The organism is Falsiroseomonas oleicola, from assembly GCF_019029495.1.
In the GTDB taxonomy this organism is placed as follows: domain Bacteria; phylum Pseudomonadota; class Alphaproteobacteria; order Acetobacterales; family Acetobacteraceae; genus Falsiroseomonas; species Falsiroseomonas oleicola.
This window is the reverse complement of sequence record NZ_JAERQM010000011.1, coordinates 19,324-42,491: the sequence shown is the minus strand read 5'-3', so window position 1 is coordinate 42,491 and position 23,168 is coordinate 19,324. Positions and strand designations below refer to the sequence as shown.

At 69.7% G+C, this 23,168-nt stretch carries 24 protein-coding genes; 11 read left to right on the top strand and 13 right to left on the bottom strand.

Features of this window, described 5'->3' with window-relative positions; genetic code table 11:
* Positions 1-27 precede the first annotated feature (27 nt).
* On the top strand, positions 28-717 hold the full coding sequence (locus JJQ90_RS25085; protein WP_216879040.1) for a hypothetical protein: 690 nt from the start codon (positions 28-30) through the stop codon (positions 715-717).
* Between the two features lie 4 nt (positions 718-721).
* On the opposite strand, the gene JJQ90_RS25080 is transcribed toward JJQ90_RS25085, so the two are convergent.
* Positions 722-2,239: a YifB family Mg chelatase-like AAA ATPase gene (locus JJQ90_RS25080; RefSeq protein ID WP_216879039.1), complete on the bottom strand. Its 1,518-nt coding sequence runs from the start codon at positions 2,237-2,239 to the stop codon at positions 722-724.
* Between the two features lie 31 nt (positions 2,240-2,270).
* Positions 2,271-3,302, bottom strand: coding sequence for a histone deacetylase family protein (locus JJQ90_RS25075; protein ID WP_216879038.1), 1,032 nt, complete (start codon positions 3,300-3,302; stop codon positions 2,271-2,273).
* A gap of 113 nt (positions 3,303-3,415) precedes the next feature.
* Between JJQ90_RS25075 and JJQ90_RS25070 the strand changes: the two genes are divergently transcribed.
* Positions 3,416-4,705: an ArgE/DapE family deacylase gene (locus JJQ90_RS25070; RefSeq protein WP_216879037.1), complete on the top strand. Its 1,290-nt coding sequence runs from the start codon at positions 3,416-3,418 to the stop codon at positions 4,703-4,705.
* The gene (locus JJQ90_RS25065) at positions 4,702-5,940 is read left to right on the top strand and encodes a M20 family metallo-hydrolase (RefSeq protein ID WP_230410981.1); all 1,239 of its coding nucleotides are present in this window, start codon (positions 4,702-4,704) and stop codon (positions 5,938-5,940) included. Before JJQ90_RS25070 ends, JJQ90_RS25065 begins: the two co-directional genes overlap by 4 nt.
* On the opposite strand, the gene JJQ90_RS25060 is transcribed toward JJQ90_RS25065, so the two are convergent.
* Positions 5,937-6,293, bottom strand: a complete 357-nt coding sequence (locus JJQ90_RS25060) for an iron chaperone (protein WP_216879035.1) — start codon at positions 6,291-6,293, stop codon at positions 5,937-5,939. The two genes, JJQ90_RS25065 and JJQ90_RS25060, sit on opposite strands and share 4 nt — an antisense overlap.
* Before the next feature lie 62 nt (positions 6,294-6,355).
* On the bottom strand, positions 6,356-7,168 hold the full coding sequence (locus JJQ90_RS25055; protein ID WP_216879034.1) for an alpha/beta fold hydrolase: 813 nt from the start codon (positions 7,166-7,168) through the stop codon (positions 6,356-6,358).
* A gap of 109 nt (positions 7,169-7,277) precedes the next feature.
* Here JJQ90_RS25055 and JJQ90_RS25050 point away from each other — a divergent pair, with 109 nt between their 5' ends.
* Both JJQ90_RS25050 and JJQ90_RS25045 read left to right on the top strand, forming a co-directional pair.
* Entirely contained in the window at positions 7,278-8,780 is a 1,503-nt protein-coding gene (locus JJQ90_RS25050; RefSeq protein WP_216879033.1) for a M81 family metallopeptidase, read from the top strand.
* A gap of 112 nt (positions 8,781-8,892) precedes the next feature.
* Complete coding sequence (locus JJQ90_RS25045) at positions 8,893-9,342, top strand: GNAT family N-acetyltransferase (RefSeq protein ID WP_216879032.1); 450 nt, start codon at positions 8,893-8,895, stop codon at positions 9,340-9,342.
* A gap of 177 nt (positions 9,343-9,519) precedes the next feature.
* Here the strand turns inward: JJQ90_RS25045 and JJQ90_RS25040 are convergent, their stop codons facing one another.
* The 4 genes from JJQ90_RS25040 to JJQ90_RS25025 all read right to left on the bottom strand — a co-directional run bounded on the left by JJQ90_RS25040 (position 9,520) and on the right by JJQ90_RS25025 (position 12,347).
* On the bottom strand, positions 9,520-10,449 hold the full coding sequence (locus JJQ90_RS25040; protein WP_216879031.1) for a sugar kinase: 930 nt from the start codon (positions 10,447-10,449) through the stop codon (positions 9,520-9,522).
* A gap of 14 nt (positions 10,450-10,463) precedes the next feature.
* Positions 10,464-11,096, bottom strand: coding sequence for a bifunctional 4-hydroxy-2-oxoglutarate aldolase/2-dehydro-3-deoxy-phosphogluconate aldolase (locus JJQ90_RS25035; RefSeq protein ID WP_216879030.1), 633 nt, complete (start codon positions 11,094-11,096; stop codon positions 10,464-10,466).
* 28 nt (positions 11,097-11,124) lie between these two features.
* Positions 11,125-11,961 carry an SIS domain-containing protein gene (locus JJQ90_RS27580; RefSeq protein ID WP_216879029.1) on the bottom strand — a complete coding sequence of 279 codons (837 nt, stop codon included), beginning with the start codon at positions 11,959-11,961 and terminating at the stop codon, positions 11,125-11,127.
* Positions 11,962-12,035: 74 nt separating this feature from the next.
* Positions 12,036-12,347, bottom strand: coding sequence for a hypothetical protein (locus JJQ90_RS25025; RefSeq protein WP_216879028.1), 312 nt, complete (start codon positions 12,345-12,347; stop codon positions 12,036-12,038).
* A gap of 213 nt (positions 12,348-12,560) precedes the next feature.
* Between JJQ90_RS25025 and JJQ90_RS25020 the strand changes: the two genes are divergently transcribed.
* The gene (locus JJQ90_RS25020) at positions 12,561-13,862 is read left to right on the top strand and encodes a hemolysin family protein (RefSeq protein ID WP_216879121.1); all 1,302 of its coding nucleotides are present in this window, start codon (positions 12,561-12,563) and stop codon (positions 13,860-13,862) included.
* A 31-nt stretch (positions 13,863-13,893) separates the two neighbouring features.
* On the opposite strand, the gene JJQ90_RS25015 is transcribed toward JJQ90_RS25020, so the two are convergent.
* On the bottom strand, positions 13,894-14,649 hold the full coding sequence (locus tag JJQ90_RS25015) for an SDR family NAD(P)-dependent oxidoreductase (RefSeq protein WP_216879027.1): 756 nt from the start codon (positions 14,647-14,649) through the stop codon (positions 13,894-13,896).
* Between the two features lie 185 nt (positions 14,650-14,834).
* On the opposite strand from JJQ90_RS25015, the gene JJQ90_RS25010 reads away from it, so the two are divergent.
* Entirely contained in the window at positions 14,835-15,755 is a 921-nt protein-coding gene (locus tag JJQ90_RS25010) for an AraC family transcriptional regulator (protein ID WP_216879026.1), read from the top strand.
* On the opposite strand, the gene gpt is transcribed toward JJQ90_RS25010, so the two are convergent.
* Positions 15,718-16,203, bottom strand: coding sequence for a xanthine phosphoribosyltransferase (gene gpt / locus JJQ90_RS25005; protein WP_216879025.1), 486 nt, complete (start codon positions 16,201-16,203; stop codon positions 15,718-15,720). The two genes, JJQ90_RS25010 and gpt, sit on opposite strands and share 38 nt — an antisense overlap.
* Before the next feature lie 30 nt (positions 16,204-16,233).
* Complete coding sequence (locus JJQ90_RS25000; RefSeq protein ID WP_216879024.1) at positions 16,234-16,572, bottom strand: tRNA-binding protein; 339 nt, start codon at positions 16,570-16,572, stop codon at positions 16,234-16,236.
* 115 nt (positions 16,573-16,687) lie between these two features.
* Here JJQ90_RS25000 and JJQ90_RS24995 point away from each other — a divergent pair, with 115 nt between their 5' ends.
* The 3 genes from JJQ90_RS24995 to JJQ90_RS24985 all read left to right on the top strand — a co-directional run bounded on the left by JJQ90_RS24995 (position 16,688) and on the right by JJQ90_RS24985 (position 21,114).
* Positions 16,688-17,449 (top strand): SDR family NAD(P)-dependent oxidoreductase, encoded by a 762-nt coding sequence (locus tag JJQ90_RS24995; protein WP_216879023.1) that lies wholly within the window; start codon positions 16,688-16,690, stop codon positions 17,447-17,449.
* 82 nt (positions 17,450-17,531) lie between these two features.
* Complete coding sequence (ggt, locus tag JJQ90_RS24990; RefSeq protein ID WP_216879022.1) at positions 17,532-19,139, top strand: gamma-glutamyltransferase; 1,608 nt, start codon at positions 17,532-17,534, stop codon at positions 19,137-19,139.
* Positions 19,140-19,617: 478 nt separating this feature from the next.
* Complete coding sequence (locus JJQ90_RS24985; RefSeq protein ID WP_216879021.1) at positions 19,618-21,114, top strand: amidase; 1,497 nt, start codon at positions 19,618-19,620, stop codon at positions 21,112-21,114.
* Positions 21,115-21,147: 33 nt separating this feature from the next.
* Here the strand turns inward: JJQ90_RS24985 and JJQ90_RS24980 are convergent, their stop codons facing one another.
* A complete protein-coding gene (locus tag JJQ90_RS24980; RefSeq protein WP_216879020.1) occupies positions 21,148-21,408 on the bottom strand; it encodes a hypothetical protein in 261 nt (86 codons plus the stop codon).
* A 124-nt stretch (positions 21,409-21,532) separates the two neighbouring features.
* Positions 21,533-21,787, bottom strand: coding sequence for an Lrp/AsnC ligand binding domain-containing protein (locus JJQ90_RS24975; RefSeq protein WP_216879019.1), 255 nt, complete (start codon positions 21,785-21,787; stop codon positions 21,533-21,535).
* 257 nt (positions 21,788-22,044) lie between these two features.
* Between JJQ90_RS24975 and JJQ90_RS24970 the strand changes: the two genes are divergently transcribed.
* On the top strand, positions 22,045-23,160 hold the full coding sequence (locus tag JJQ90_RS24970; protein ID WP_216879018.1) for an efflux RND transporter periplasmic adaptor subunit: 1,116 nt from the start codon (positions 22,045-22,047) through the stop codon (positions 23,158-23,160).
* Positions 23,161-23,168 lie beyond the last annotated feature (8 nt).

The following is a 23,168-nucleotide window of genomic DNA, read 5'->3' as shown; positions in this document are numbered from 1 at the left end:
ATCTCAAGCAACGGAGGAGACGCCGGGATGCGGTTGCGGGGATGGCTGGTCGGCCTGGTGCTGGGCCTGGGGCTGGCGCCGGCCGCGGAGGCCAATCAGATATGGAGCAGGGTCAGCGGGCAATGGACGGTGAAGCTGTTCCAGGCCCAGGGCGACCGCGCCTGGTGTTCCTGGGACACCCGCTTCCAGACGTCCCGCCGCACCGTCTCCTTCATGCTGAACAATCGCGGGCTGCACCTGTTCATCGGCGCGCCGGACATGCGGCTGGACCGGCTGCGCGGGCAGCGGGCGGCGGTGGTGGTGGGCGGGCAGGCCTATCCTGTGACCTTCACCTTCGGGGATTTCAACGCGCGCACCAATCTGGGTGGCGCCGCCGGGGTCATCACCGCCGAGTCCCGTGCCATGCGCGGCTTCATCGAGGCCTTCGCCCGGGCGACCTCGGCCGAAATCCGCTTTGCCAGTGGCGTCAACTGGGCCGTCGGCCTGCGCGGCACCCGGGCCAGCCTGGCGCATATGGCCGCCTGTGTTTCCGAGATGCGCCAGCGCAATGGCGGCGGCTTCGATATGGACCCCAGCGCGAGGGACCCCGGCGCGTTGGACCCAAGCGCGCGCCCGGTGCCGCCGGGTGGAGGGCTGGACCCGACAGCGCCGGGGCCGGGACCCGATCCTGTGCCGGCGCCGAGGCCCGCACCGGGCCTGGGCCAGCCCAAGGGGTAGAGTCCTACCCGCCCCGCCCCGGCATGCGGTGCCGGAAGGCCAGCGCCTCCGCCACATGGGCGCGGGCCACCTGGGCGGCGCCGGCGAGATCCGCGATGGTCCGCGCCACGCGCAGGCTGCGCACCTGGCCGCGTGTGGACAGGCGCAGGCGGGTGGCGGCGGTCTCCAGCAGCGCCAGGGCTTCCGCCTCAGCCAGGGGCTGCAATGCCTCCCACTCCGCCTCCGCATTGCAGCGGGCGGCGGTCTGGCCCTGGCGGGCGCGCTGGCGGTCGCGGGCGGCGGCGACGCGGGCGGCGACCACCTCCGTCCGCTCGCCGGGCGGGGCGCGGGTGAGTTCGGCGGGGGAGATCGGCTGCACCTCGATGGTCACATCCATGCGGTCCAGCAGCGGGCCGGACAGGCGCTGCTGGTAGTCCTGGCCGCAGCCCGGCGCGCGTGCGCATTCGCGCACCGGCTCCCCGAGATAGCCACAGCGGCAGGGGTTCATGGCGGCAACGCATTGGAAGCGCGCCGGATAGGTCACATGGGCATTGGCGCGGCTGATGGTGGTGCGGCCGGTTTCCATCGGCTGGCGCAGCGCCTCCAGCGCCGCGCGGGGGAATTCGGGCCATTCGTCGAGGAACAGCACGCCAAGATGGGCCAGCGAAATCTCCCCCGGCCGCGCCCGATGGCCGCCGCCCACGAGGGAGGGGACGGAGGCCGAGTGATGCGGGTCCCGGAAGGGCGGGCGCTTCAGCAGCCGGCCCTCCACCAGCATGCCGGCCACCGAATGCACCAGCGAAATCTCCAGCGCCTCGGCCGGGGTGAGGTCTGGCAGCAACCCGGGCAGCCGCGCGGCGAGCATGGATTTGCCGGCCCCCGGAGGTCCCACCATCAGCAGATTGTGGTTGCCGGCCGCCGCGATCTCCAGCGCCCGCTTGGCGCTTTCCTGGCCGCGCACCTGGCTGAGGCAGGGGCCGGCCCAGGGACCATCCTCCAGCACCGGCGGCACCGGCTGGGCCAGGGTCTGGATGCCCCGGAAATGGTTGATGAGGGAGGGGAGGTCGGGCGGTGCCAGCACCTGGATGCGCCCGGCCCAGGCGGCCTCCGGCCCCTGTGGCGCCGGGCAGACCAGCCCCAGCTCCCGCGCCGAGGCGGCCATGGCGGCGGGCAGCACGCCGGCCACCGGCGCCAGCGCGCCGTCCAGCCCGAGTTCGCCCAGCGCGGCGAAGTCGTGCAGCTCATCGCGCGGCAGCACATCCATGGCAGCGAGGACGGCGATGGCGATGGGCAGGTCGAAATGGCTGCCCTCCTTCGCCAGGTCGGCGGGGGCCATGTTCACCAGGACGCGCTTGGGTGGCAGCGACAGGCCGATGGCGGTCAGCGCCGCACGCACCCTTTCGCGGGATTCGCCCACCGCCTTGTCGGGCAGGCCGACCACCAAAAAGGCAGGCAGGCCTGGGGCGATCTGCACCTGGACCTCGACGGGAACAGCCTCGATGCCGGCGAAGGCGAAGGTCTGGATGCGGGCGATGGAACTCACGCATCCAGGGTTGATTCTTTTCGGTCCTAAATCAACCGCCCCAGCCGGTCAGGAAGCGTTCCAGCAGCGTCCCCAGCAGATCGACGTTGTAGCCGCCCTCCTGGATGATCGCCGCCGGCAGGCCGGCGCCCGAGATCATCCGCCCGGCCTCGGCAAATCCATCCGCGGTGACACTGAGAAAATTCAGCGGCTCGTGCTCGCTGGCATCGAAGCCGAGCGAGACCACCAGCGCATCCGCGCCAAAGTTCTGGATGGCGGTCAGGCCGGTGCCGATCGCGGCGAGCCAGGGCGCATCGCCGCTGCCCTGGGCCAGCGGCAGGTTCAGGTTGCAGCCGATGCCCAGCCCCCCGCCGCGTTCCCCTGCATGGCCCACATACCAAGGGTAATAGCCGGAGGGGTCGCCGTGGACGGACACGGTCAGGACGCTCGGCGAATCCCAGAAGATGCCCTGGGTGCCGTTGCCGTGATGGCTGTCGATGTCGAGCACCGCGACGCGGGCAGCGCCGGCGCGCTTCAGCGTCTCCACCGCGATGGCGGCGTTGTTCAGGTAGCAATGGCCGCCGGCGCGCGCGGCGTAGGTGTGGTGGCCCGGCGGGCGGCACAGGGCATAGGCGCTGCGGCCGGCGCTGGCCTCCCCGGCCGCGGCGATGGCGCAGGCGGCGGCGCCGATCGAGGCCTCCCAGGTGCCGGCGCTGATCGGGCAGCTCGTATCCGCCGTGTACCACCCGACACGGCCGACCAGCCCGGTTGGCACGGGCGCGCCCTGGGCCAGCATTTCCGGGCTGGGGTGGATATTGGCGACGACCTCCGCCCCCGCATTCGGCAGCGCCTGCCATTCCGCATGCGAGTCGCGGAGGAAATCGAGATAGGCGGCGGGGTGCACCGCCTCCAGCGCCGCGCGGGAGGCGGGCGGGGGCGTGGCGGGATCGAGGCCGAGGCGCCGCAGCCCTGCGAGCAGGGAGGCGGCGCGCCCCGGCACCTCGAAATTCGCGCGGAGCTGGCCGCGCTGGAGGAAGAAGCGCGGCGCGTGCAGGGCCTGGGCGGGATCGGCGAAGCTCTTCATGGCGGGAACGGTAGGGGTGCCGGTGCGCGCTTGTCCATGCGCGCTTGTCCATGCGCGGCTGGACAGCCGGCGCGGAAGCGGCTCGACTCCGCCGCAACATGGCTGAGGTATGCATGACACTCGACCCGGGCGCCCGCCGCGCCATCCTGGATGCCTGTGACGCGCTGCGCGGGGAGGGTGAGCAGGGGCTGATGCGCCTGGTGCGCTGCCCCTCCACCCTCGGCAACGAGGCCTCCGCCTTGAACGAGATGGCGCGGGTCTATGAGAGTCTGGGCCTCACGCCGCAGCGCGTGCCGACGGACCCCGCCGCGCTCGCCGGCCATCCCGGCTTCTCGCCGCCGCTGATCGGCTATGAGGGGCGCGACAATGTCGTGGCCGTTCACCGGCCGCGCGCCGTGAAGGGACGGTCGCTGGCCTTGCAGGGCCATGTCGATGTGGTGCCGGAAGGCGCCGAGGATGAATGGACCACGCCGCCCTATGCGCCGGAGATTCGCGGCGGCCGCATGTATGGCCGCGGCGCCGGCGACATGAAGGCCGGTATTCTTTCGTATGTCACCGCCTTCCGCGCGCTGAAGCTCGCCGGGCTGCAGCCGGCGGCGGAGGTGCAGATGCAGTCGGTGATCGAGGAGGAATGCACCGGCAATGGCGCGCTGGCCTGCATGCTGGCGATGCCGAAGACGGATGCCGTCATCATCCCCGAGCCCGGCCCCGGCCTGCCGGCGATGTACAGCGCGGAGGTCGGCGTGGTCTGGGCCTGGGTCACCGTCACGGGGCGGCCTGCGCATGTGCGGGACAAGCAGGCGGGTGTGAATGCGGTGGAGGCGGCGATGTCCATCTGGACCCGCTTCGAAGCCTATGAGCGCGACATGAATCGGGGCGAGCTGATCCATCCCAGCTTTCGCGGCGTGAACCACCCGGTGAACGTCAACCTGGGCACCTTCACGGGCGGCGAGTGGAATTCCTCGGTGCCGACGCGCGCCACGCTCGGCCTGCGGGTCGGCGTGATGATGGGCAATACAGCGGCCAGCGTGCGTGCGGATATCGAGCGCATCGTGGAATCGGCGCGCGGCGATGGCGCGCTGAAGGGCGCCAAGGTGAAGCTCGAATTCAAGGGCTTCATGGCCGATCCCTGCGTCTTCGACATGCAGGCGGAGATCGTGCAGGCGTCGATGACGAACTTTGCCGATCTCACCGGCCATGAACTGCGCAAGTATCCCGCGACCGGGCTCACCGATGGGCGCTTCTTCGCCCTGTACCAGGACACGCCCGTGGCCTGCTTCGGGCCGGATGCGCAGGACATCCACGGCATCGACGAAAGCGTCGGCATGGATTCGATGCACGACATCACCCGGACCATCGCGATCACCATGGCCGAATGGTGTGGCGTGGAGGCGTCAGCATGACCAGCAATTTCAAACCCTCCGGCGCCCGGCTGTGGGACAGCCTGATGGAATTTTCTCGAATTGGCGCCACGGCCAAGGGCGGCAACAATCGGCAGACGCTGACGGATCTGGACGGGGAGGCGCGGGCGCTGCTGCAACGCCAGGCGGAGGCGGCGGGCGCGACGCTGGTGCTCGACCGCGTCGGCAACATGGCGCTGACGCGGCCGGGGCGCGATCCGTCGCGCAAGCCGGTTGCCATCGGCAGCCATCTCGACACGCAGCCTACTGGAGGAAAATTCGACGGCGTGCTGGGCGTGCTGGTCGGCCTCGAAATCCTGCGCGCGCTGGAGGAGGCGGGGATCGAGACGGAGGCGCCCGTCATGCTCATCAACTGGACCAATGAGGAAGGCGCGCGCTTCTCCCCGCCCATGATGGGCAGCGGCGCGGCGATGGGCATCTTTCCGGAGGCCGAAGTGCTGGCGAAGACCGACAGCGCCGGCGCCGTATTCGGCGCGGAGCTTTCGCGAATTGGCTGGGCGGGGTCGGCCGATCCCGCCGTCTTGCAGGAGCTCGAAGCCTATTTCGAGGTGCATATCGAGCAGGGGCCGCAACTCGAAAAGCTCGGCCTGGATATCGGCATCGTCACCCATGCGCTCGCGCAGCACTGGTTCGAGGTGACGGTCACCGGCGAGAACGCGCATGGCGGCAGCGTCATGGCCGGGCGGCGCGACGCCATGATGGGGGCGGCCGAGATGATCCTCGCCATCGAGAAAGCCGCGCTGTCGGCCGGCGCGCGTGCCACGGTCGGCCGCCTGACCGTGCATCCGGACAGCCGCAACGTGGTGCCGGACCAGGTGTGGTTCAGCCTGGATACGCGCCATGACGACGAGCACAAGCTGGCCGCCCTGGCGGCGGTGCTGCGTGGGGAGGCGGCGGCGATCGGCGCGCGGCGCGGCGTGACGGTGGCGGTGGAGGACTTCTGGATCTCGCCCGCCACGCCCTTCGCCACGCCGCTGGTGGACCGGCTGCGGGACTCGGCCGTGGCGCGGAAGATCGCGTATCAGGAAATGCCGACCGCCATCGGCCATGACGCCGTCTATTGCGCGCGGCGCGTACCGACGGTGATGGTCTTCACCCCCTGCCATGGCGGCATCAGCCACAACGAGGCGGAGAGCATCACGCCGGAATGGGCGGAGGCCGGGCTGCTGGTGGTGGCCGATGCGGTGCTGGCGACGGCGGGTGTGGCGAAGCGCTAAAAACCATTCAGGCTGCGCGAACTGGCTGCCAGTTTGGCAACCAGTTCACCGCTGATTGGCCTGCTGGCCGAGAAGGTAACCCCGGTCTTGGTGGCCTTGAGCTTCTCGGAAGCGATCTCGTCGACATGGGCGGCGATGGCACCCGCGTCGACATACAGTCCACATTGCCTGGTGAATGCCGCATAGCCCGCGATGATTTTGTCTTCGATCTGAAAGCCGGGCATGTCGTACTTGATGACTTCCTCGGCGTCCGGCAGGGCCTGCGATAGCTGTGCACGCAGCGCGACCAGCGCGGCGCGGAACGGCGCCGGTGCGGCGGCAATATAGGCGTCGTGCCCATCCGTCTTCGTCATGCCGGCAGCGTCCCTCTCAGCCTTTCCGGGGGCAACGCGTGAGGCGCCGGGTGGTTTGGGACCTACTCCCTCCCAAAAAACCCCAGCACCGCCGCGTTGAAGGCCTGCGGCTGCTCCCACTGCGCCGCATGGCCGCACTCGGACAGAATAACCAACTCACTTCCGGGAATCGCCCGCGCGAAGATCCGGAAGACGGAGGGCGGCGCCCACAGATCGGCATCGCCGCCGATCAAGAGAACCGGTGGCACCAGCCGGCCCAACCCGGAAATGTCCAGCCGGTGCATGCGGCGCTGCTCCTGCCGCTTGCCCGGAATCGCCGCATGTTCCAGCGCCAGCCAGGCGGCGGTGCCCTCGGGGTTCGCGGCGCGGTAGCTCGGCCCGACCTCGCGGAAATGGCCCGGCATCTGCGCGAAGCCGGCGGGCCGCAGGCTGGCGCTGAGCGCGGCGTAGTCCGGATCCTCCAGCCCCATATGGGTGCAGGCCAGTACCATCCGGCCGACACGCTCCGGAAAGCCCAGCGCGAAATCCCAGGCGACGATGGCGCCCGCCGCGCAGCCCACAAGATGCGCCCGCGCCAGGTCCAGCGCATCCATGAGAATCGCCAGGTCCTCGGCCGCGCAGCCGGGGTCCTCGGTGGCGGGGGACCCCAGATGGCTGCGCCGGGAATAGGCGATGACGCGATAACCCGCCGCCGCCAGCACCGGCTGCTGATAGGGCCAGACCGCATGGCTGCCGGTGCCCGGATGCAGCAGGATCACCGCCGGCCCGTCGCCGCCCGTGTCCCAGCAGGCCAGGCTGCCGCCCGGCACGGGCACATCGCGCAGCGGGGCGGGCACCTGCGTCGGCAGGGGTTGGCGCAGCGCATCGTCGGACATCGGCATTCTCCTCGAATCGCCGCGCAGCATGCCGCAGCCCGGCCCGCCTTCCCACTCAGCCTTGGGGCTGGCAGGCTTCACGCCTCGCTGTTCGGAGTTCTCCAAGCCCATGCGCATCGCCATCGGCGGCTTCCTGCATGAAAGCCATTCCTTCGCCCCGATCCCGACGCGCTGGGCGGATTTTCTCGCGCCCGGCGGCTGGCCCGCGGTGCAACGCCCGGCGACATTGCTGGACACGCTGCGCCCCTCCGCCGTGCCCGCCGCCGGCGCCATCCGCGTGGCGGAGGAAGCGGGCGTCACCATCGCCCCGCTGTCCTGGGGTTTTGCGAATCCGGCCGGCCCGGTCACGGCGGAGGCCTTTGAGCGTCTCGCCGCGCTGATCTTCCACGACCTTCAGGCGGCACTCGATGAAGGGCCGCTGGATGGCCTCTATCTCGACCTGCACGGCGCCATGGTGGCGGAGCATTTTCCGGATGCGGAAGGCGAACTGCTGCGCCGCGCGCGCGCGATCCTCGGCCCGGACGTGCCGATCACCGCCAGCCTCGACCCGCATTGCAACCTGACGGCGGCGATGGTGCAGCATGCCGACGCGCTGGCGCCCTTCCGCACCTATCCGCATGTCGACATGAAGGAGGCCGGCGCGCGGGCCATGCAGTTGCTGTTCGACCGCATCGCGCTCGGCCGGCCCTTCGCGAAGGCGTTCCGCCAGTTGGACTACCTGATCCCCATCACCGGGCAATGCACGCTGGTGCCGCCGATGGCCGATGCCATGGCGGCGCGGGCGGAGATCGCGGCGCGCACGGGCGTCGCCGAACTCGGCCTGTGCTTCGGCTTCCCCTATGCCGACTTCGCCGATTGCGGCGCCGGCTTCGCCGCCTTCGCGGCCGACCAGGACAGCGCCGATGCGGCGGCGGAGGCGCTGCTGGCCGATCTCGCCGCGCGCGAATCCGCCTTCGCGCCGGATATCCATGAGGCCGATGCCGGCGTCGCCAAGGCCATCGCGCTGGCGATGACGTCGGATCGCCCGGTAGTGATGGCGGATACCCAGGACAATCCCGGCGGCGGCGGCCATGGCGACACCACGGGCCTGCTGGCGGAACTGATCCGCCAGAAGGCGGAAGGCGCCGTGCTGGCGCTGATCAACGACGCCGAAAGCGCCGCCGCCTGCCATGCGGCCGGGGAGGGGGCGGTGGTCACGCTCAGCCTCGGCGGCAAATCCGATGGCGCGCCGCTGGCCGTCACCGCGCGGGTGCTGACGCTGACCGATGGCCATTTCACCTGCACCGGCCCGATGGCCGGCGGCAATATCGCCGACCTCGGTCCCACGGCGCTCATCAGCCCGCAGCCGGGCATTCGCGTGATTGTCACATCGCGGAAGATGCAGGCCTATGACCAGGCGCTGTTCCGCCATGTCGGCATCGAGCCCTCCGCCCAGCGCATCCTGGCGCTGAAATCCAGCGTCCATTTCCGCGCGGATTTCCAGCCGATCGCGGAGGCGGTGCTGGTGGTCGCCGCGCCCGGGCCAGTGGTGGCCGATCCGGCAACGCTGCCTTTCACCAAATTGCGCCCCGGCCTGCGGCTGCGGCCGGGGGACAATCGCAGGACCCTGTAACGGCAACGGGACTGGCGCCTGGGGCGGTGCCCGCCTATGAAGCGGGCGCACCCCGCTGGAGGCGACCTCCCCGTTGCTCAGCCAACTCCGACCCCTTGGGGGCGCCACACGCGTGCCGATTCGCATCGAGCGAATCGCGCACCTTCCCGATGATTTCGAACAATTGGCGGCCGATGCCCTCGGTGACGGACAGCGTATGCTGGAAGTGCTGCGGGAGGACTGGCAGCAGGATGCGCTGCGTTTCGAGGGCGCAGGCCAGGCGCTGTTCGCCGCCTATGCGGGTCCGGCGCTGCGCGGCATTTGCGGGCTGACGGCGGACCCCTACCTGCCGCAGGACCATGTCGGACGGGTGCGCCGGCTCTATGTGCTGCGCCCGGGGCGAAGGGGCGGAGTCGGTCGGGCGCTGCTGGATGCGGTCGCGCTCCAGGCCGGCGCCTTCTGCTATGCGCGGCTGCGCGTCAGGGCGCCGGTTTCTGCCTTCGCCTTCTATGAGCGCTGCGGCTTCCTGCGCGCGGTGGGGGAGAAGTCCGCCACCCATGTTCTGCCGATGATCGGGGTTTAGGACCTGTGGACAGTTGGGTTGCGGGCGCGTCCGGCGGTGCTTTTCCGCGCTGGGTTCGTCAGCCATGCTCGCCGATGGATAGCCATCGGCTCCGCTGGCTTCCTTCCCAGCACGAAAAACCCCTCGCCGGCCGCATCACGGCCCCAACTGTCCACAGGCCCTAGCGCGAGGCCCGGCTCAGTTCCGCTGCATCTCCAGGAAGGCCAGGACCTCCGCCGCCGTGGGGATCGGCGCGACGGCGCCATAGCCGGTGGTGGACAGGGCGGCGGCGGCATTGGCGTAGCGGGCCGCTTCCCACACATCGTCGCCGGCCACGATCCGCGCCATGAAGGCGCCGGCCAGCGTGTCGCCCGCGCCGGTCGCATCCACCGCCCGGACCGGAAAGCCCAGCACGCGCGCCCGGCTTTCCCGCGTCGCCACCAGCAGCCCCTCCGCCCCCAGCTTCAGCAGCACCAGCGGGCAGAGCCGCAGGTAGAAATCCGCGATCGCCTCCGCATCCTTCAGCCCGGTCAGCAGCACCGCATCGTCATAGGAGGGGAAGACCATGTCGGCCATGCCGACCGCGGTATGGATGCAGGCGGAGGCGCGGCGCAGCGGCCATAGGCGCAGGCGCAGATTGGTGTCGAAGGACACGCTGACCCCCGCCTTCCGCGCCACCTGGATGGCGTGGAAGGCGGCGTCGCAGGCGCTTTCGGAAATGCCGAGGCTGATGCCCGACAGATGCAGGATCCGCGCCTGCCGGATCGCCTCCTCCGGCACGTCCCGCACCCGCATGCGGCTGGCGGCGCTGCCCTTGCGGTAGAAGGTGAAGTCGTGGCCCTGTGGCCCGTGGCTGACGAAATAGATGCCCGTCGGCGCCTCCGGGTCAGTCTGCACGCAGGCGGTATCGACGCCTTCCATCGCCCAGAGCTCGGCGAAGCTCTGGCCGGGCCGGTCCTGCCCCATATGGGCGATCATGCCGACCTCCGCGCCGCTGCGCGCGGCGGCGATCGCGGCGTTGGAGGTGTCGCCACCATGCCCCTCCAGGTACAGGCTGCGGCCATCGGGGCCGCCGGGCTGCTGGTTGAATTCCAGCATGGGCTCGCCGAGGCAGAGAATGTCGGGCATGGCGGTCAGCCTCCTCAGGCCTGTTGCAGGCCGAGCACGTCGCGCGCCGCGGCCTCCACCGCGGCGCGGTCGCCGCGCGCCAGCAGCGCCTCATCCACCAGCCGGCCGCCGATGCCGACAAAGGCGGCGCCGGCCGCCAGGTAGTCCGGCGCGTTGCGGGCATCGACGCCGCCTGTCGGGCAGAAGGCGACATCCGGGAAGACCGAGCGCAAAGCCTTCACATGGCCGGGGCCGCCGGCGGAACTGGCCGGAAACACCTTCACCACATCGGCGCCGGCCGCCAGCGCGGCGCGCACCTCGGTCGGCGTCATCGCCCCGAGCATGGAGGCCGCGCCGGCCGCCCGCGCCGCCGCCGCGACCTCCGCATCGACCCAGGGCGAGACCAGGAAGCGCGCCCCGGCGGCGAGGCAGGCCTCCGCCGTCGCGCGGTCCGGCACCGTGCCGGCACCGATGGTCAGCGCCGGGTCGGCGGAGAGCGCGCGGATCAGGCCGGTGGCGTCGGGCACCGTCATGGTGATCTCGAAGATGGTCAGCCCGGCGCCGCGCAGCCATTCGATGGCGAGTGCCGCCAGTCGGGAATCCGTGGTCCGCACCACGGGAATGACGCGCGCCGCACGCAGCATTGGCAGAAGAGGATGGGTCGTCATGGCTGTGTCTCCCGGTTGGCTGGCGGCTTCACGGCGCGATCCGCCGCTGCTGCAAGGCGGCCTTCATGCGCCCCAGCCGCTCCCCCGCCGCCGGCGGCGAGAGCAGTGCGGCGGCGACGGACAGCGCGTCGCCCAGCACGAGGTGCGCGAGGCGGGAGACCATGGGCGTGTGCAGCGCCGTATCCTCATCCACCTCGCAGCCGATCACGAGCGTGGCGTGGCTGGCCAGAGGCGATCCCGGATGGGTGAGGGCGATGACGGTGGCGCCGGCGGCGGCGGCCAGCACCGCGACCTCCACGATCTCCCGGCTCCGCCCGGTATGGGAGATGCAGAGTGCGACGGCATCGCCATCCAGCGTGGCGGCGGCCATGGCCTGCATGTGCGGATCGGCGCGGGCGACGACGCCGCGGCAGATGCGGAACAGCTTGTGCGCCAGGTCCTGCGCCACGGCGGCGGAGGCGCCATAGCCCCAGATCTCGACCCGGGCGGCGCGGACCAAGGCGAGGGCGGCGCGCTCGATCGCCGCCACATCCATGCGGTCCCGCACCTCGCCCAAGGCGAGGATGGCGGTGTCGAAGACGGCGCTGGCGGCTTCCGGCACCGGGGTGCCCGGACCGATTCGGCGGTGCATGCGGGTCGTGCCGACACCCTCCGCCCGCGCCAGGGCCATGCGCAGATCGGCGAAGCCATCGAGGCCGAGGGAGCGGCAGAAGCGGATGACGGTGGGCTCGGAGACCCCGGCATTGCGCGCCAGGGTGGCAAGGGTCGCGTTCATGGTCGCCGCCGGATCGGCGGTGACCAGTTCCGCAACCTTGCGTTCGGCCGGGCTGAGCCGGTCCAGCAGGTGGGCGATCCGGTCGCGCACCCTGTCCTCCGTTGAATTGTAGCTTTACTACAATCCGCCGGAGCTTGGCGGCAAGCGCCGTTTCGGCGGAAGCCTCAATTCACCCGCATCATCGCATCGGCGGTGGTCTGCAGGCGCAGCGCGGCCTCGCGGGCCAGCGCGGTATCCTCGGCCGTGTCATGCAGGCGGTCCTGCAAGGCCTGGGTGCTGTCGCCAAGGCCGGCGACGGCGGTGCCGAGGGCGGAAAGCTCATGCCGGAAGCTGGCGATGGCGGCCCGCTGCTCGGCGAGTGCGGCCTCCAGATTGCGTAGTGCAACGCGCAAACGGCGCTCGGCGCTGTTCGGGAAAGGAAGGATCGCGGCATCGCCCTGGGGCAGGCTGGCGAGGGTCGATTCATCTTGGCGCATGGATTGCCTCCAAAGCGGGAAGGTATTGCCAGGACCTTAACAAATCCAATTATTAACACAACACAAATTTTTTTGAGACCGTTCATTGCGCGCCACGATTTTGCCATGATTGGGCGTGCCCCAGGCGCGAGTCGCCCCATCATCAACGGTTTCGTTGGTGCCACGCGGGCGCTACATCACCACCTCGCCCCGCATCCGGAGAACATGAACGAGATGGCCATCGGCCTCGAAGTGCTGCTGATCCTGCTGCTGGTCCTGCTCAACGGCCTTTTCGCGATGAGCGAGTTGGCGATCGTCTCCTCGCGCCGCATGCGCCTCAGCGCCATGGCGCGCCGCGGCCACAAGGGTGCCACGGCGGCCCAGGCCCTGGCCGATGATCCGCAGCGCTTCCTGCCCACCGTGCAGGTCGGCATCACCCTGGTCGGCATCCTCGCCGGCGCCTTCGGTGGCGCCCGCCTGGCCGCGGTGCTGGCGGAAGTGCTGGCGCAAATCCCGATGATCGGCACGGCGGCCGGGGAAGTGGCCTTCGCCCTGGTGGTGATGGCCATCACCTATCTCAGCCTGATCCTGGGCGAGCTGGTGCCGAAGCAGCTCGCGCTGCGCAATCCGGAACGCGTCGCCGTGCTCGTCGCGCGCCCGCTTTCCAGCCTGTCGAAGATCACCAGCCCGGTGATCTGGCTGCTCTCCAACTCCTCCGCCTTCGTGCTGCGCCTGTTCGGCAAGCACGATGTCAGCGCCAACCAGATCACGGAGGAGGAGGTGAAGGCCGTGGTGGCGGAAGGCGCGACCTCCGGCGCCATCGAGGCCGAGGAGCGCCAGATGATCGAGCGTGTGCTGCGCCTGGCCGACAAGCCGGTGCGTGCGCTGATGACGCCGCGCAACGAGCTGGAATGGCTGGACCGCACGGCCTCCCCCGAGGATATCGCCGCCCGCCTGCGCGCTTCCTCCGTCACCCGTTTTGTCGTCGCCGACCGGCGGGTGGACAATGTGGTTGGCGTGGTCGCCGCCAAGGATCTGCTCGACCAGTTGCTGGAAGGCGCGCCGATGTCGGTGGCGCGTGCGCTGCGCCAGGCCCGGGTGCTGCCGGACACGCTCTCGGCGCTCGATGCGCTGGAACGGCTGCGCGGCGACCCGATCGGCATGGCGCTGGTGATGGACGAATATGGCAGCTTCGAGGGGGTGGTCACCGCCTCCGACCTGCTGGAGGCCATCGTCGGCGAGCTGGGCGCGCCGCAGCACGATTCCGACCATCCGACCGTGGTGCGCCACGACGGCAGCCTGCTGCTGGAGGGGATGATGCCCTCCGACGAATTGAAGGCGCGGCTCGACCTGCCGGATCTGCCGCAGGAGGGCACCTATCATACCGTCGCCGGGCTGATGCTGGCGCTGCTGCAGCGCATCCCGAAGGAGGGAGACCGCATCTCCTGGTCCGGCTGGCGCTTCGAGGTGGTGGATATGGACGGCCGCCGCGTCGACAAGGTGCTGGTGGCGAAGGAGGAGATTCCCTCCTTCTGACGCATCTGTCCTAACGCATGGGGGGCCGCGCTCAGATGCTCTGACCGCCCGAGACCTCGATGCGCTGCGCATTGACCCAGCGATGGTCCGGGCCGAGCAGGCTGGCGACCATCGGCCCGATGTCGTCCGGCACGCCGACGCGGCCGAGCGCGGTCATCGCCGCGAATTCGCGGTTGAGGTCCGGCATGTCGCGCACGGCGCCGCCGAGGAAATCGGTCTCGATGGCGCCGGGCGCCACGGTATTCACCGCGATGCCGCGCGCCCCGAGCTCCTTGGCCATATAGAGGCTGAGCACCTCCACCGCGCCCTTGGCCGCCGCGTAGGCGGAGAAGCCGGGGAAGGAGACCCGGGTGAGGCCGGAGGAGAAGTTCACGATCCTCCCGCCATCCGCCAGCAGGGGCAGCAGCGCCTGGGTCAGGAAGAACACGCCTTTGACATGGGTGGCAAACAGCGCGTCGAACTGCGCTTCCGTGGTCTCCGCCAGGCTGCCCATCTCGCCCTGGCCGGCATTGTTCACCAGGTGGTCGAAGCTGTCCCGGCCCCAGATGTCGCGCAGCGCGGCGCGCAGGGTCTGTGCGAAGCCGGCGAAGCCCGCGATGTCGGTGACGTCGAGTTGGAGCGCGACGGCGCGGCGGCCCAGCGCCTCGATCTCGGCCACGACCGCCTGCGCGGCCTCGGCCCCGCCGCGATAGGTCAGGATCACGTCGCCGCCCCGGCGCGCGAGGCTGATGGCGGTGTTGCGGCCGAGGCCGCGGCTGGCGCCGGTGACGAGGGTAATGGCGGGCATCGGAAGGCTCCATGCAGTGGGTGATGTGGCGGCCCGAGATATGCCGTTGCCCGGCCATCGCGACTTGCCCGATGCTCGCACAGTCTTGCCTGATTCTCCCGATCTGCTCCGCCGATGCGCCGGTATAGGTTCCTGATCGTATGGATGGCTTGCCCGAAGATGCGCGCCGGGCCTAGGGTCCCAGGATGATCGACAGCCTGGTCGCGGCCGCGCGGTCGCATGCGGAGCGCCATGGCCGGGACGGCATCGCGCGGATCGCGATGCCCGGCCTCACCGTGCTGCGCGAGATGCAGCCGACGGCGCTGCAATACGCCATCTCCAACCCCTTGGTCGCGATCGTGCTGCAGGGGGACAAGCGCGTGACGATGGGCGGCAGCAGCTTCGACTTCGGCGCGGGGGAATCGCTGCTCATCACGGCGGATGTGCCGACGGTCAGCCAGGTGACGCGGGCCTCCGCCCGCATGCCCTACCTGTCCCTGGTCGTGGACCTCGACCTGGCGATGATCGCGGCGCTGGTCTCGGAGATGGGCCCGGCTCCGGGCCAGGCTGGCCGGAAGGTCTCGGTGGATGCCACGGAAGCCGAGGTGGCGGAGGCGGCGCTGCGCCTGATGCGCCTGCTGGAGCGCCCGTCGGCCCTGCCCATCCTGGCGCCATCGCTGATGCGGGAGCTGCATTTCTGGCTGCTGTCGGGCCGCCATGGCGGGGCGATCCGCGCGCTTGGCCTGCCGGACGGGCCTGCGCGGCGCATCGCCCGCGCCGTCGCCGTGATCCGGGCGGGTTATGCCGGTGTGCTGCGGGTGGAGGCACTGGCCGAGGCGGCGGGGATGAGCCTTTCCGCCTTCCACGCGCATTTCCGCGCGGCCACCAGCCTGACGCCCCTGCAGTTCCAGAAGCAGCTGCGCCTGATCGAGGCGCGGCGCCGGCTGGTGTCGGAGGGCGATACGATCGCCCATGCGGCCTTCGCGGTGGGCTATGAGAGCGTGCCGCAGTTCACCCGCGAATATGGCCGGCTGTTCGGACAGCCACCCGGTCGGGATATCCGGGCGCTACGCGCCCGCCCGGAAGAGGCTACTTCCCGGCATGCGCCTTGGCGATCGGCGCGATGAACTGCGGCTCCGTGTCCCAGGGGAACAGGATCCAGGTGTCCTGCGACACTTCCGTGATGAAGGTGTCCACCGTCGGGTTGCCGGCGGGCTTGGCATAGACCGTCGCGAAATGCGCCTTCGGCAGCATGGCGCGCACCAGCCGCGCGGTGGTGCCGGTATCGACCAGGTCGTCCACCAGCAACCAGCCCTCGCCCTGGCTGTCCAGCGCGGCGGCGGGGGGCTTCACCACCTGGGGCTGGCCACGATGCTCCTCGTCATAGGTCACCACGGACACCGTCTCGATCAGCCGGCAATCCAGCTCGCGGGCGATGATCGCGGCCGGGATCAGGCCGCCCCGGGTGATGGCGACCATGCCTTTCCAGGGGCCAAGCTCCACCAGCCGCCAGGCGAGGGCCTTGGCGTCGCGGTGCAGCTGGTCCCAGGTCACCGTGTAGTAGCGCGGCGCCATTCTCTCATTTTCCTGCAGGCATAGGGTTGGTCAGAACATCCGCCCGCCGTCGGGCGCCTTCAGATCAGGCTTCAGCAGCACCACCGCGCCATTTTCATCCGGCACGCCGAGCACGAGGATCTCGCTCTCGAAGCCGCCGATGCGGCGGGGCGGGAAGTTCACCACGGCCATCACCTGGCGGCCGATCAGCCGGTCCGGCGAATAATGCACGGTGAGCTGGGCGGAGGAGGTCTTCACCCCGATCCCCGGGCCGAATTCGACCCACAGCTTGATCGCGGGCTTGCGCGCCTCCGGAAAGGGCTGCGCATCGATGATGGTCCCGACGCGGATGTCGAGCTTCTCGAAATCGGCATAGGTGATCTGGTCCATGCCCATTCCTACAGTGTGGCGTGGGGGCGGGGAAGGGCGGGTTGCTGGGTCTTGCGCGATCCGGGCGGCCGGCGCATGGGCTGGGGCATAAGCATGCGTCCGAGGAGGCCTCAAGATGCTCCCTGTCACCCCCAGCTTCCGCCTGGATGGGCTGCGCGCCCTGGTCACCGGGGCCAGCAAGGGCATCGGCCGCGCCGGCGCCGTGGCCCTGGCCGCCGCAGGCGCCGATGTGGTGCTGGCCGCCCGCAGCCTGGATGAGTTGGAGGAGACGGCGACCGCAGTCGGGGAGGCCGGCCATGCCGCCCGCGCCGCGCAGCTCGACGTGACGGACCGGGACGCGGTGCGCGCTTTGGTCGAGGCCTCGGGCCCCTTCGACATCCTGCTGAACAATGCCGGCACCAATATCCGGGAGCCGTTCCTGGACGTGCCGGATGAGTCGCTGGACCGGCTGCTGGACCTCAACATCCGCGCCATGTTCACCGTGGCGCAGGCCGTGGCCAGGGGCATGGCCGAGCAGGGCAAAGGCGGCGCCATCATCAACCTGTCCTCGGTCAACGGCCATGTCGCCGGCGCCAATCGCAGCGTCTACACCGCCACCAAGCACGCCATCGAGGGGCTGACCAAGGCCATGGCCTTCGAGCTCGGCCCCAAGGGCATCCGGGTGAATGCCGTGGCGCCCGGCTTCGTCGAGACGCCGCTGACCCAGGCCTTCCTGGCCGATGAGAAAATCCGCACCAGCCAGATCCGCCGCATGCCGCTCGGCCGGATCATGACGGTCGAGGACATCATGGGCGCCATCGTCTTCCTGGCCAGCCCCGCCAGCGCCATGGTCACCGGCACCAGCCTGGTCATCGATGGCGGCTTCCTGACCCAATAGGGCCTGGCTTGCCCCCCTCTGTCTTGCCGGGCGGCCGCTCCGGCGTCAAAACACTGTCAACAATTCGCACAGGTCACCCAGCATGAAGCGCGATTTCCACGCCCCCGGCCGCAGCGCCGTCTATGCCGCCAATGGCATGGCCGCCACCTCCATGCCGCAGGCGACGCTCGCCGCGCTGGATATCCTGCGGTCGGGCGGCAATGCGCTGGATGCGGCGATCGCCGCCTGCGCCGTGCTCGGCGTGGTGGAGCCGCAATCGACCGGCATCGGCGGCGACTGTTTCTGTCTGTATGCCCCGGCCGGCACCGGCAAGGTCATCGCGCTGAACGGCTCCGGCCGCGCGCCGATGGGTGCGACGCCGGAGGCGCTGCGGGCGGCGGGGCTGACGGCGATGGTGCCGACCTCCGCCCATTCGGTGACCGTGCCCGGCGCGATCTCGGCCTGGGAGACGCTGAACAAGGCGCATGGCCGCAAGAGCCTGGAGGAAATCCTGGCGCCGGCCATCCGCTACGCCGAGGAAGGCTTTTTCCTGTCCGGCCGCGTCTCCGTGGATTGGGAGTCCTCGGTCGGCAAGCTGGCGAAGCACCCCGGCGCGGCCAGATACTTCCTGAAGGACGGCGCGGCGCCGAAGCTGGGCGACAAGTTCACCAACCCGATGCTCGGCGCCACCATGCGCGCCATCGGCAAGCATGGCGCCAAGGCCTTCTATGAGGGCGCCATCGCGGCCGACATGGTCGCGACCCTCCGCGCCGCCGGTGGCACCCATACCGAGGCGGATTTCGCCCGCGGCGCCACCGTCGCCGAATTCGTCGACCCGATCAGCCGGGCCTGGCGCGGCATGGAGGTGTTCCAGTGCCCGCCGAACGGCAGCGGCCTGCTGGTGCTGATGATCCTCGGCATGATCGAGAAGCTCGGTACCGTCGAGCAGGGCCCGCTCAGCGTCGAGCGCTTCCACCGCCATATCGAGGCCGCGCGCCTCGCCTATCGCGACCGCGACGCCTTCCTGGCCGATCCGTCCCAGGTCGAGGTGCCTTTGGCGAAGCTGCTGTCCGAAAACTACATCACCGACCTGGCCAAGCTGATCCGCGACGAGAAGGCGATGGCGGAACTGCCGGAGGCCGGCCATGCCGACTGGCAGAAGCACAAGGACACGGTCTACCTCTCGGTGGTCGACCGCGACGGCAATGCCTGCTCCTTCATCAACTCGCTGTTTGAGGGTTTCGGGTCCGGAATCTTCGCCGAGAAGGCCGGCGTCATGCTGCAGAACCGCGGCTTCGGCTTCCGCCTCCAGGAAGGTCACCCGAACTGCATCGCGCCGGACAAGCGCCCGATGCACACCATCATCCCCGGCATGGTGATGAAGAATGGCGAGGCGATCATGCCCTATGGCGTGATGGGCGGGCACTACCAGCCGATGGGCCAGTCCATGTTCCTGGCCAACCATTTCGAATACGGCCTGGACGTGCAGGAAAGCCTCGATGCGCCGCGCCTCTTCCCCTACCAGGGCAAGGTGCAGGTGGAGCGCGGCATCCCGGCCAGCGTCATCGACCGGCTGAACCGCCTGGGCCATGAGGTGGCGCTGATCGACAAGCCGCATGGCGGCGGCCAGGCCATCCTGATCGACCGCGCCCGCGGCTGTCTGGTCGGTGGCTCCGACCCGCGCAAGGATGGCTGCGCGATGGGCTACTGAGTCACTCAAGTTCAACGCCACATTCCTGCTGGTTACAGGTTTCGCGAAGTAGGTTGGCCTGTTGGGACTCAGAGTCCGGACGTGAAGTGCGTCCGGACAACAGCGACAAGATGAGCGTTGCCAGGAGGAGGAGTTCGCGCACCAGCGCTATCACGCTCCGGGCCTTTGCCCAGACGTCGGGCTTAGTCACCGCCTTGAGGACTGGCTTGCTGGATTTGCGGTTGTGCTTGGGATTCGGGGCACTCATCGGGACCACCTTTCGCTTGGGTGGTCGTCCAGATACTCTGTGACCGCGTGCAAAAACTCGATGCAATAATCAATGGCAAACGAGAGCGGTGGCCATTGAGCCGTCAAGAAGATACTTGAAAGCACAGGGCATACAGATACTTAGTGGTCTACACGGAAATTTGATGTCTGCCATTCATTGCTTAATCGATTTGGTAAGCGGTGAGTGCGGCGAATCGGGAGTTTTTTGATCTTGACCGAACCCTGCGACTTCACTGCCGTCGAAGCCCGCCGCCTGATCGGTATCCGCAAGCTCTCGCCGGTGGAACTGCTGGAAAGCTGCCTCGGCCGGATCGCGGCGGTGAATCATGCGGTGAATGCGGTCGTGGCGCTCGATGAGGACCGCGCCCGCGCCGCCGCCAAGGAGGCCGAGGCGGCCGTCATGTCCGGCCAGAAGCTGGGCCCGCTGCATGGCCTGCCGATCGGCATCAAGGACCTGGAGGAGACCAAGGGCCTGCGCACCACCTGGGGCAGCCCGATCTTCAAGGACCATATCCCGACGCGGGATGAGGCGATGGTGACGAACATCCGCGCGGCGGGTGCCATCGTCACGGCCAAGACCAACACGCCCGAATTCGGCGCGGGCGCCAATACGCGCAACATCGTCTATGGCGCCACGGGCAATGCCTTCGACCCGACGCGCTCCGCGGCCGGCTCCTCCGGTGGCTCCGCGGTCGCGCTGGCCTGCGGCATGTTCCCGATCTGCTCGGGCAGCGACACCGGCGGCTCGCTCCGCAATCCGGCCGCCTTCAACGGCATCGTCGGCTATCGGCCCTCGCCCGGCCTGGTTCCGGCGGAACGGCGCGGCCATGGCTGGTCGGCGCTGCCGGTGCTCGGCCCGATGGCGCGGACGGCCACCGATGCGGCGCTGCTGCTCTCGGCCATGGCGGATGACGATGCGCTGGACCCGCTGGCCTATACCCTGCCGGGCCGCCGGGTGCGCGGCGGCGACCGCGACCTGTATCCGCCGATGGGCGTCGACCTCGGCAGCCTGCGCGTCGCCGCGACGCCCGATTTCGGCTTCGCGCCCACCGAGCAGCATATCCGCCGCGTCTTCGCCAGCCGCGTCGCCGCGCTGAGCCCGCTATTTGGCCGGGTGGAGGAAGCCACCCCCGATTGCCGTGGCACCGACGAGGCCTTCGAGATCCTGCGCGCCGCCAGCTTCATCGCCAGCCATGCCGAGAAGGTGCGGACCCGGCCGCAGGATGTCGGCCCCAATGTCATCGCCAATGTGGAGGAGGGGTTGCGCTACAGCCTGGCCGACTATGCCCGCGCCGCCAGCGAGCAGACCCGCATCTACCGGATCTGGCAGCAGTTCTTCCAGGACCACGACGTCATCATCAGCCCGGCCATCACCATCAGCCCGCGTCCCTGGACGGAGCTGTATCCGGCCGAGATCGACGGCCAGCCGACCCGCACCTATTTCCACTGGCTGTCGCTGGCCTATGCGGTGACGCTGGTGGGCCATCCCGCCATCAGCCTGCCGCTGGGCGTGGATGAGGCCGGCATGCCCTTCGGCCTGCAGATCGTGGGTCCGCGCGGTGGCGACGCCAAGGTGATGGCGGTGGCTGCCGCCATCGAGGCCGCCGTGGCGGGCGATGCCAGCCTGATGCGCCCGGTGCCGGACATCGCGGCGCTGAAGGCGGCGCCGCCGATTTCCGGCATGCCGCATTTCCGCACCTGGGGCTGATCCCAAGCTGGGGCTGAGGCGCCCCAGGCCCTTTCACCAGCGGCGGTAGCCGCGATTGTAGCCGCCGCCGTAATAGGGCCGCGAATAGCCATAGGAGGGGCGGCCGTAATAGCCGCCGCGATGGCCGTAATGGCCATGGTTGTTGTTGTTGTTCGCCGAGGCGATGGCTGCAACGCCCAGCGCCGCGCCCGCGCCGAGGGCGATGGAGGCGGGGACGTTCACCGACCCGTCCGGATTCTGGCAGGCGCCGACCATCAGGGCGGAAGCGAGGGCAAGGGCAGGAAGTACGCGCATGGTGTGATTCCTCCGACGCCTTGCAATATGGTCATCTTCCACGGCGGGCGAAGGGCCACTTTGTGTCGCGGGTGGGGCGGATGTTTCGAATGGTTTCGAGTCCCGCGCCCCCTTGCCCCCCGGTTCAGCCCTTGCCGCTGGAAAAGGCGTTGAAGGTCTGAAGGGTGTAGGTGTCCTTCACCCCCGGCACGCTCTGCACCCGCTCCACCACGAACAGGCCGATATCCTGGTCCGGTTCCAGGTAGAATTTCCCCAGCAGGTCGTACTGCCCGCTGGTGGAGTGCATTTCCGACAATTCCGGAATGCCATCCGCCATTTCCCGCGCCACGCGATAGGCCTGGCCCATCTCGCATTTCACCATGACGAAGATGGCACGCATCGGCTTCACTCCTGCCCCTGAGGGCGGGAGATTGGCGCGGCGCGGGCCTCTCGGGAAGGGGTGCGGCGGAAGGCATGACATTTGCATGCCAGGGGCATGCATTCGTCGACGACAGCTTGTAAAATTCCGGATCGTGGGTCATCTGGCGAGCGGGCCATCCCGTCGCCGTGATCTCGCTGTCGGTGACGAAGGGTAACGGAGTCTTTCCCGGCGGATGGCGCCGGGGGAGAAGCAAGCCTGGCGAGAATCGGGGTCGCATGCGCACATCCTCCCAGCTCGCCGTGATGGCCCTGATCGTCGGGGCCGGAGCGGCGTGGCACATCTACGGCGAGCAATTCGGCCTGCCTCGGCCGCTGGCCCTGGTCGGGCTGGAAGCGGCCGCGCCGACGGCACAGCAGCGCGGCGGCCCGGGTGGTCCGGTCGGCGTCGCGGTCGCACCGGTTCGGACCGGGCAGGTGGTGGACCGCACCGAATCGGTCGGCACCGTCCGGGCGCGCAACGCGGTGACCATCACCGCCAAGGTCGGCGGCATCGTCACCAATATCCGCTTCGAGGAAGGCCAGCGCGTCGCCGCCGGCGACCAGCTCGTGGACCTGGAGGCGGCGGCGCTGCGCGCGGAGCTGGACCAGGCCCGCGCCCAGTATGACGACGCCCGCAGCCAGGCCGCCCGTGCCCGGCAGTTGCAGCCGGGCCAGTCGATCGCCGCGCAGCGCCTGGAAACCCTGGAAGCCCAGGCCCGCCAGGCCGAGGGCCGGGTGCGCCAGACCGCCGCGAGGCTTGAGGAAGCGCGCATCGCCGCCCCCTTCGCCGGCCGCGTCGGCCTGCGCCAGGTCAGCGTCGGCGCCCTGGTGCAGCCGGGCACGGTGGTGACCACGCTGGACGACATCGCCAAGGTCCGCGTGGAATTCTCGGTGCCGGAGGTGTTCCTGGCCCGGGTGCGTGTCGGCAGCACGGTCACCGCCCGCAGCGCGGCCTTCGGCGACCGCGCCTTCACCGGCACCGTCTCCGTCATCGACACCCGCATCGACACCACCACCCGCACCGTCCGCGTCATCAGCGAATTCGACAATGCGGATGAGGCGCTGAAGCCCGGCCTGTTCATGACGGTGGAGCTGGTACTCGCCACCCGCACGAATGCCCTGCTGATGCCGGAGGAGGCGATCGACCCGCTGGGCGACCGCAGCTTCGTCTATGTCATCCGCGACAACCGTGCCAAGCGCGTGGAGGTCCGGCTGGGCCAGCGGCTGCGCGGCGAGGTGGAGGTGCTTTCGGGCGTCGAGGCCGGGGAGCCGGTGGTGGTGCGCGGCATCCAGCGCCTGCGCAACGACGCGCCGGTGCGCATCACCGAGACGATGACCCGCCCAACGTCCTGATCCCCGCC

Bases quoted from the DNA above. Each gene is read 5' to 3' on its own strand.
- JJQ90_RS25050 (WP_216879033.1), top strand. From the start codon at position 7,278: ATGCGCATCGCCATCGGCGGCTTCCTGCATGAAAGCCATTCCTTCGCC.
- JJQ90_RS25070 (WP_216879037.1), top strand. From the start codon at position 3,416: ATGACACTCGACCCGGGCGCCCGCCGCGCCATCCTGGATGCCTGTGAC.
- JJQ90_RS24975 (WP_216879019.1), bottom strand. From the start codon at position 21,787: ATGCGTGCCATCTTCGTCATGGTGAAATGCGAGATGGGCCAGGCCTAT.
- ggt (WP_216879022.1), top strand. From the start codon at position 17,532: ATGAAGCGCGATTTCCACGCCCCCGGCCGCAGCGCCGTCTATGCCGCC.
- JJQ90_RS25065 (WP_230410981.1), top strand. From the start codon at position 4,702: ATGACCAGCAATTTCAAACCCTCCGGCGCCCGGCTGTGGGACAGCCTG.
- JJQ90_RS25055 (WP_216879034.1), bottom strand. From the start codon at position 7,168: ATGTCCGACGATGCGCTGCGCCAACCCCTGCCGACGCAGGTGCCCGCC.
- gpt (WP_216879025.1), bottom strand. From the start codon at position 16,203: ATGGCGCCGCGCTACTACACGGTGACCTGGGACCAGCTGCACCGCGAC.
- JJQ90_RS25020 (WP_216879121.1), top strand. From the start codon at position 12,561: ATGGCCATCGGCCTCGAAGTGCTGCTGATCCTGCTGCTGGTCCTGCTC.
- JJQ90_RS25000 (WP_216879024.1), bottom strand. From the start codon at position 16,572: ATGGACCAGATCACCTATGCCGATTTCGAGAAGCTCGACATCCGCGTC.
- JJQ90_RS25060 (WP_216879035.1), bottom strand. From the start codon at position 6,293: ATGACGAAGACGGATGGGCACGACGCCTATATTGCCGCCGCACCGGCG.
- JJQ90_RS24970 (WP_216879018.1), top strand. From the start codon at position 22,045: ATGCGCACATCCTCCCAGCTCGCCGTGATGGCCCTGATCGTCGGGGCC.
- JJQ90_RS25015 (WP_216879027.1), bottom strand. From the start codon at position 14,649: ATGCCCGCCATTACCCTCGTCACCGGCGCCAGCCGCGGCCTCGGCCGC.
- JJQ90_RS25085 (WP_216879040.1), top strand. From the start codon at position 28: ATGCGGTTGCGGGGATGGCTGGTCGGCCTGGTGCTGGGCCTGGGGCTG.
- JJQ90_RS25010 (WP_216879026.1), top strand. From the start codon at position 14,835: ATGATCGACAGCCTGGTCGCGGCCGCGCGGTCGCATGCGGAGCGCCAT.
- JJQ90_RS25040 (WP_216879031.1), bottom strand. From the start codon at position 10,449: ATGCCCGACATTCTCTGCCTCGGCGAGCCCATGCTGGAATTCAACCAG.
- JJQ90_RS25075 (WP_216879038.1), bottom strand. From the start codon at position 3,302: ATGAAGAGCTTCGCCGATCCCGCCCAGGCCCTGCACGCGCCGCGCTTC.
- JJQ90_RS25035 (WP_216879030.1), bottom strand. From the start codon at position 11,096: ATGACGACCCATCCTCTTCTGCCAATGCTGCGTGCGGCGCGCGTCATT.
- JJQ90_RS25025 (WP_216879028.1), bottom strand. From the start codon at position 12,347: ATGCGCCAAGATGAATCGACCCTCGCCAGCCTGCCCCAGGGCGATGCC.
- JJQ90_RS24980 (WP_216879020.1), bottom strand. From the start codon at position 21,408: ATGCGCGTACTTCCTGCCCTTGCCCTCGCTTCCGCCCTGATGGTCGGC.
- JJQ90_RS24995 (WP_216879023.1), top strand. From the start codon at position 16,688: ATGCTCCCTGTCACCCCCAGCTTCCGCCTGGATGGGCTGCGCGCCCTG.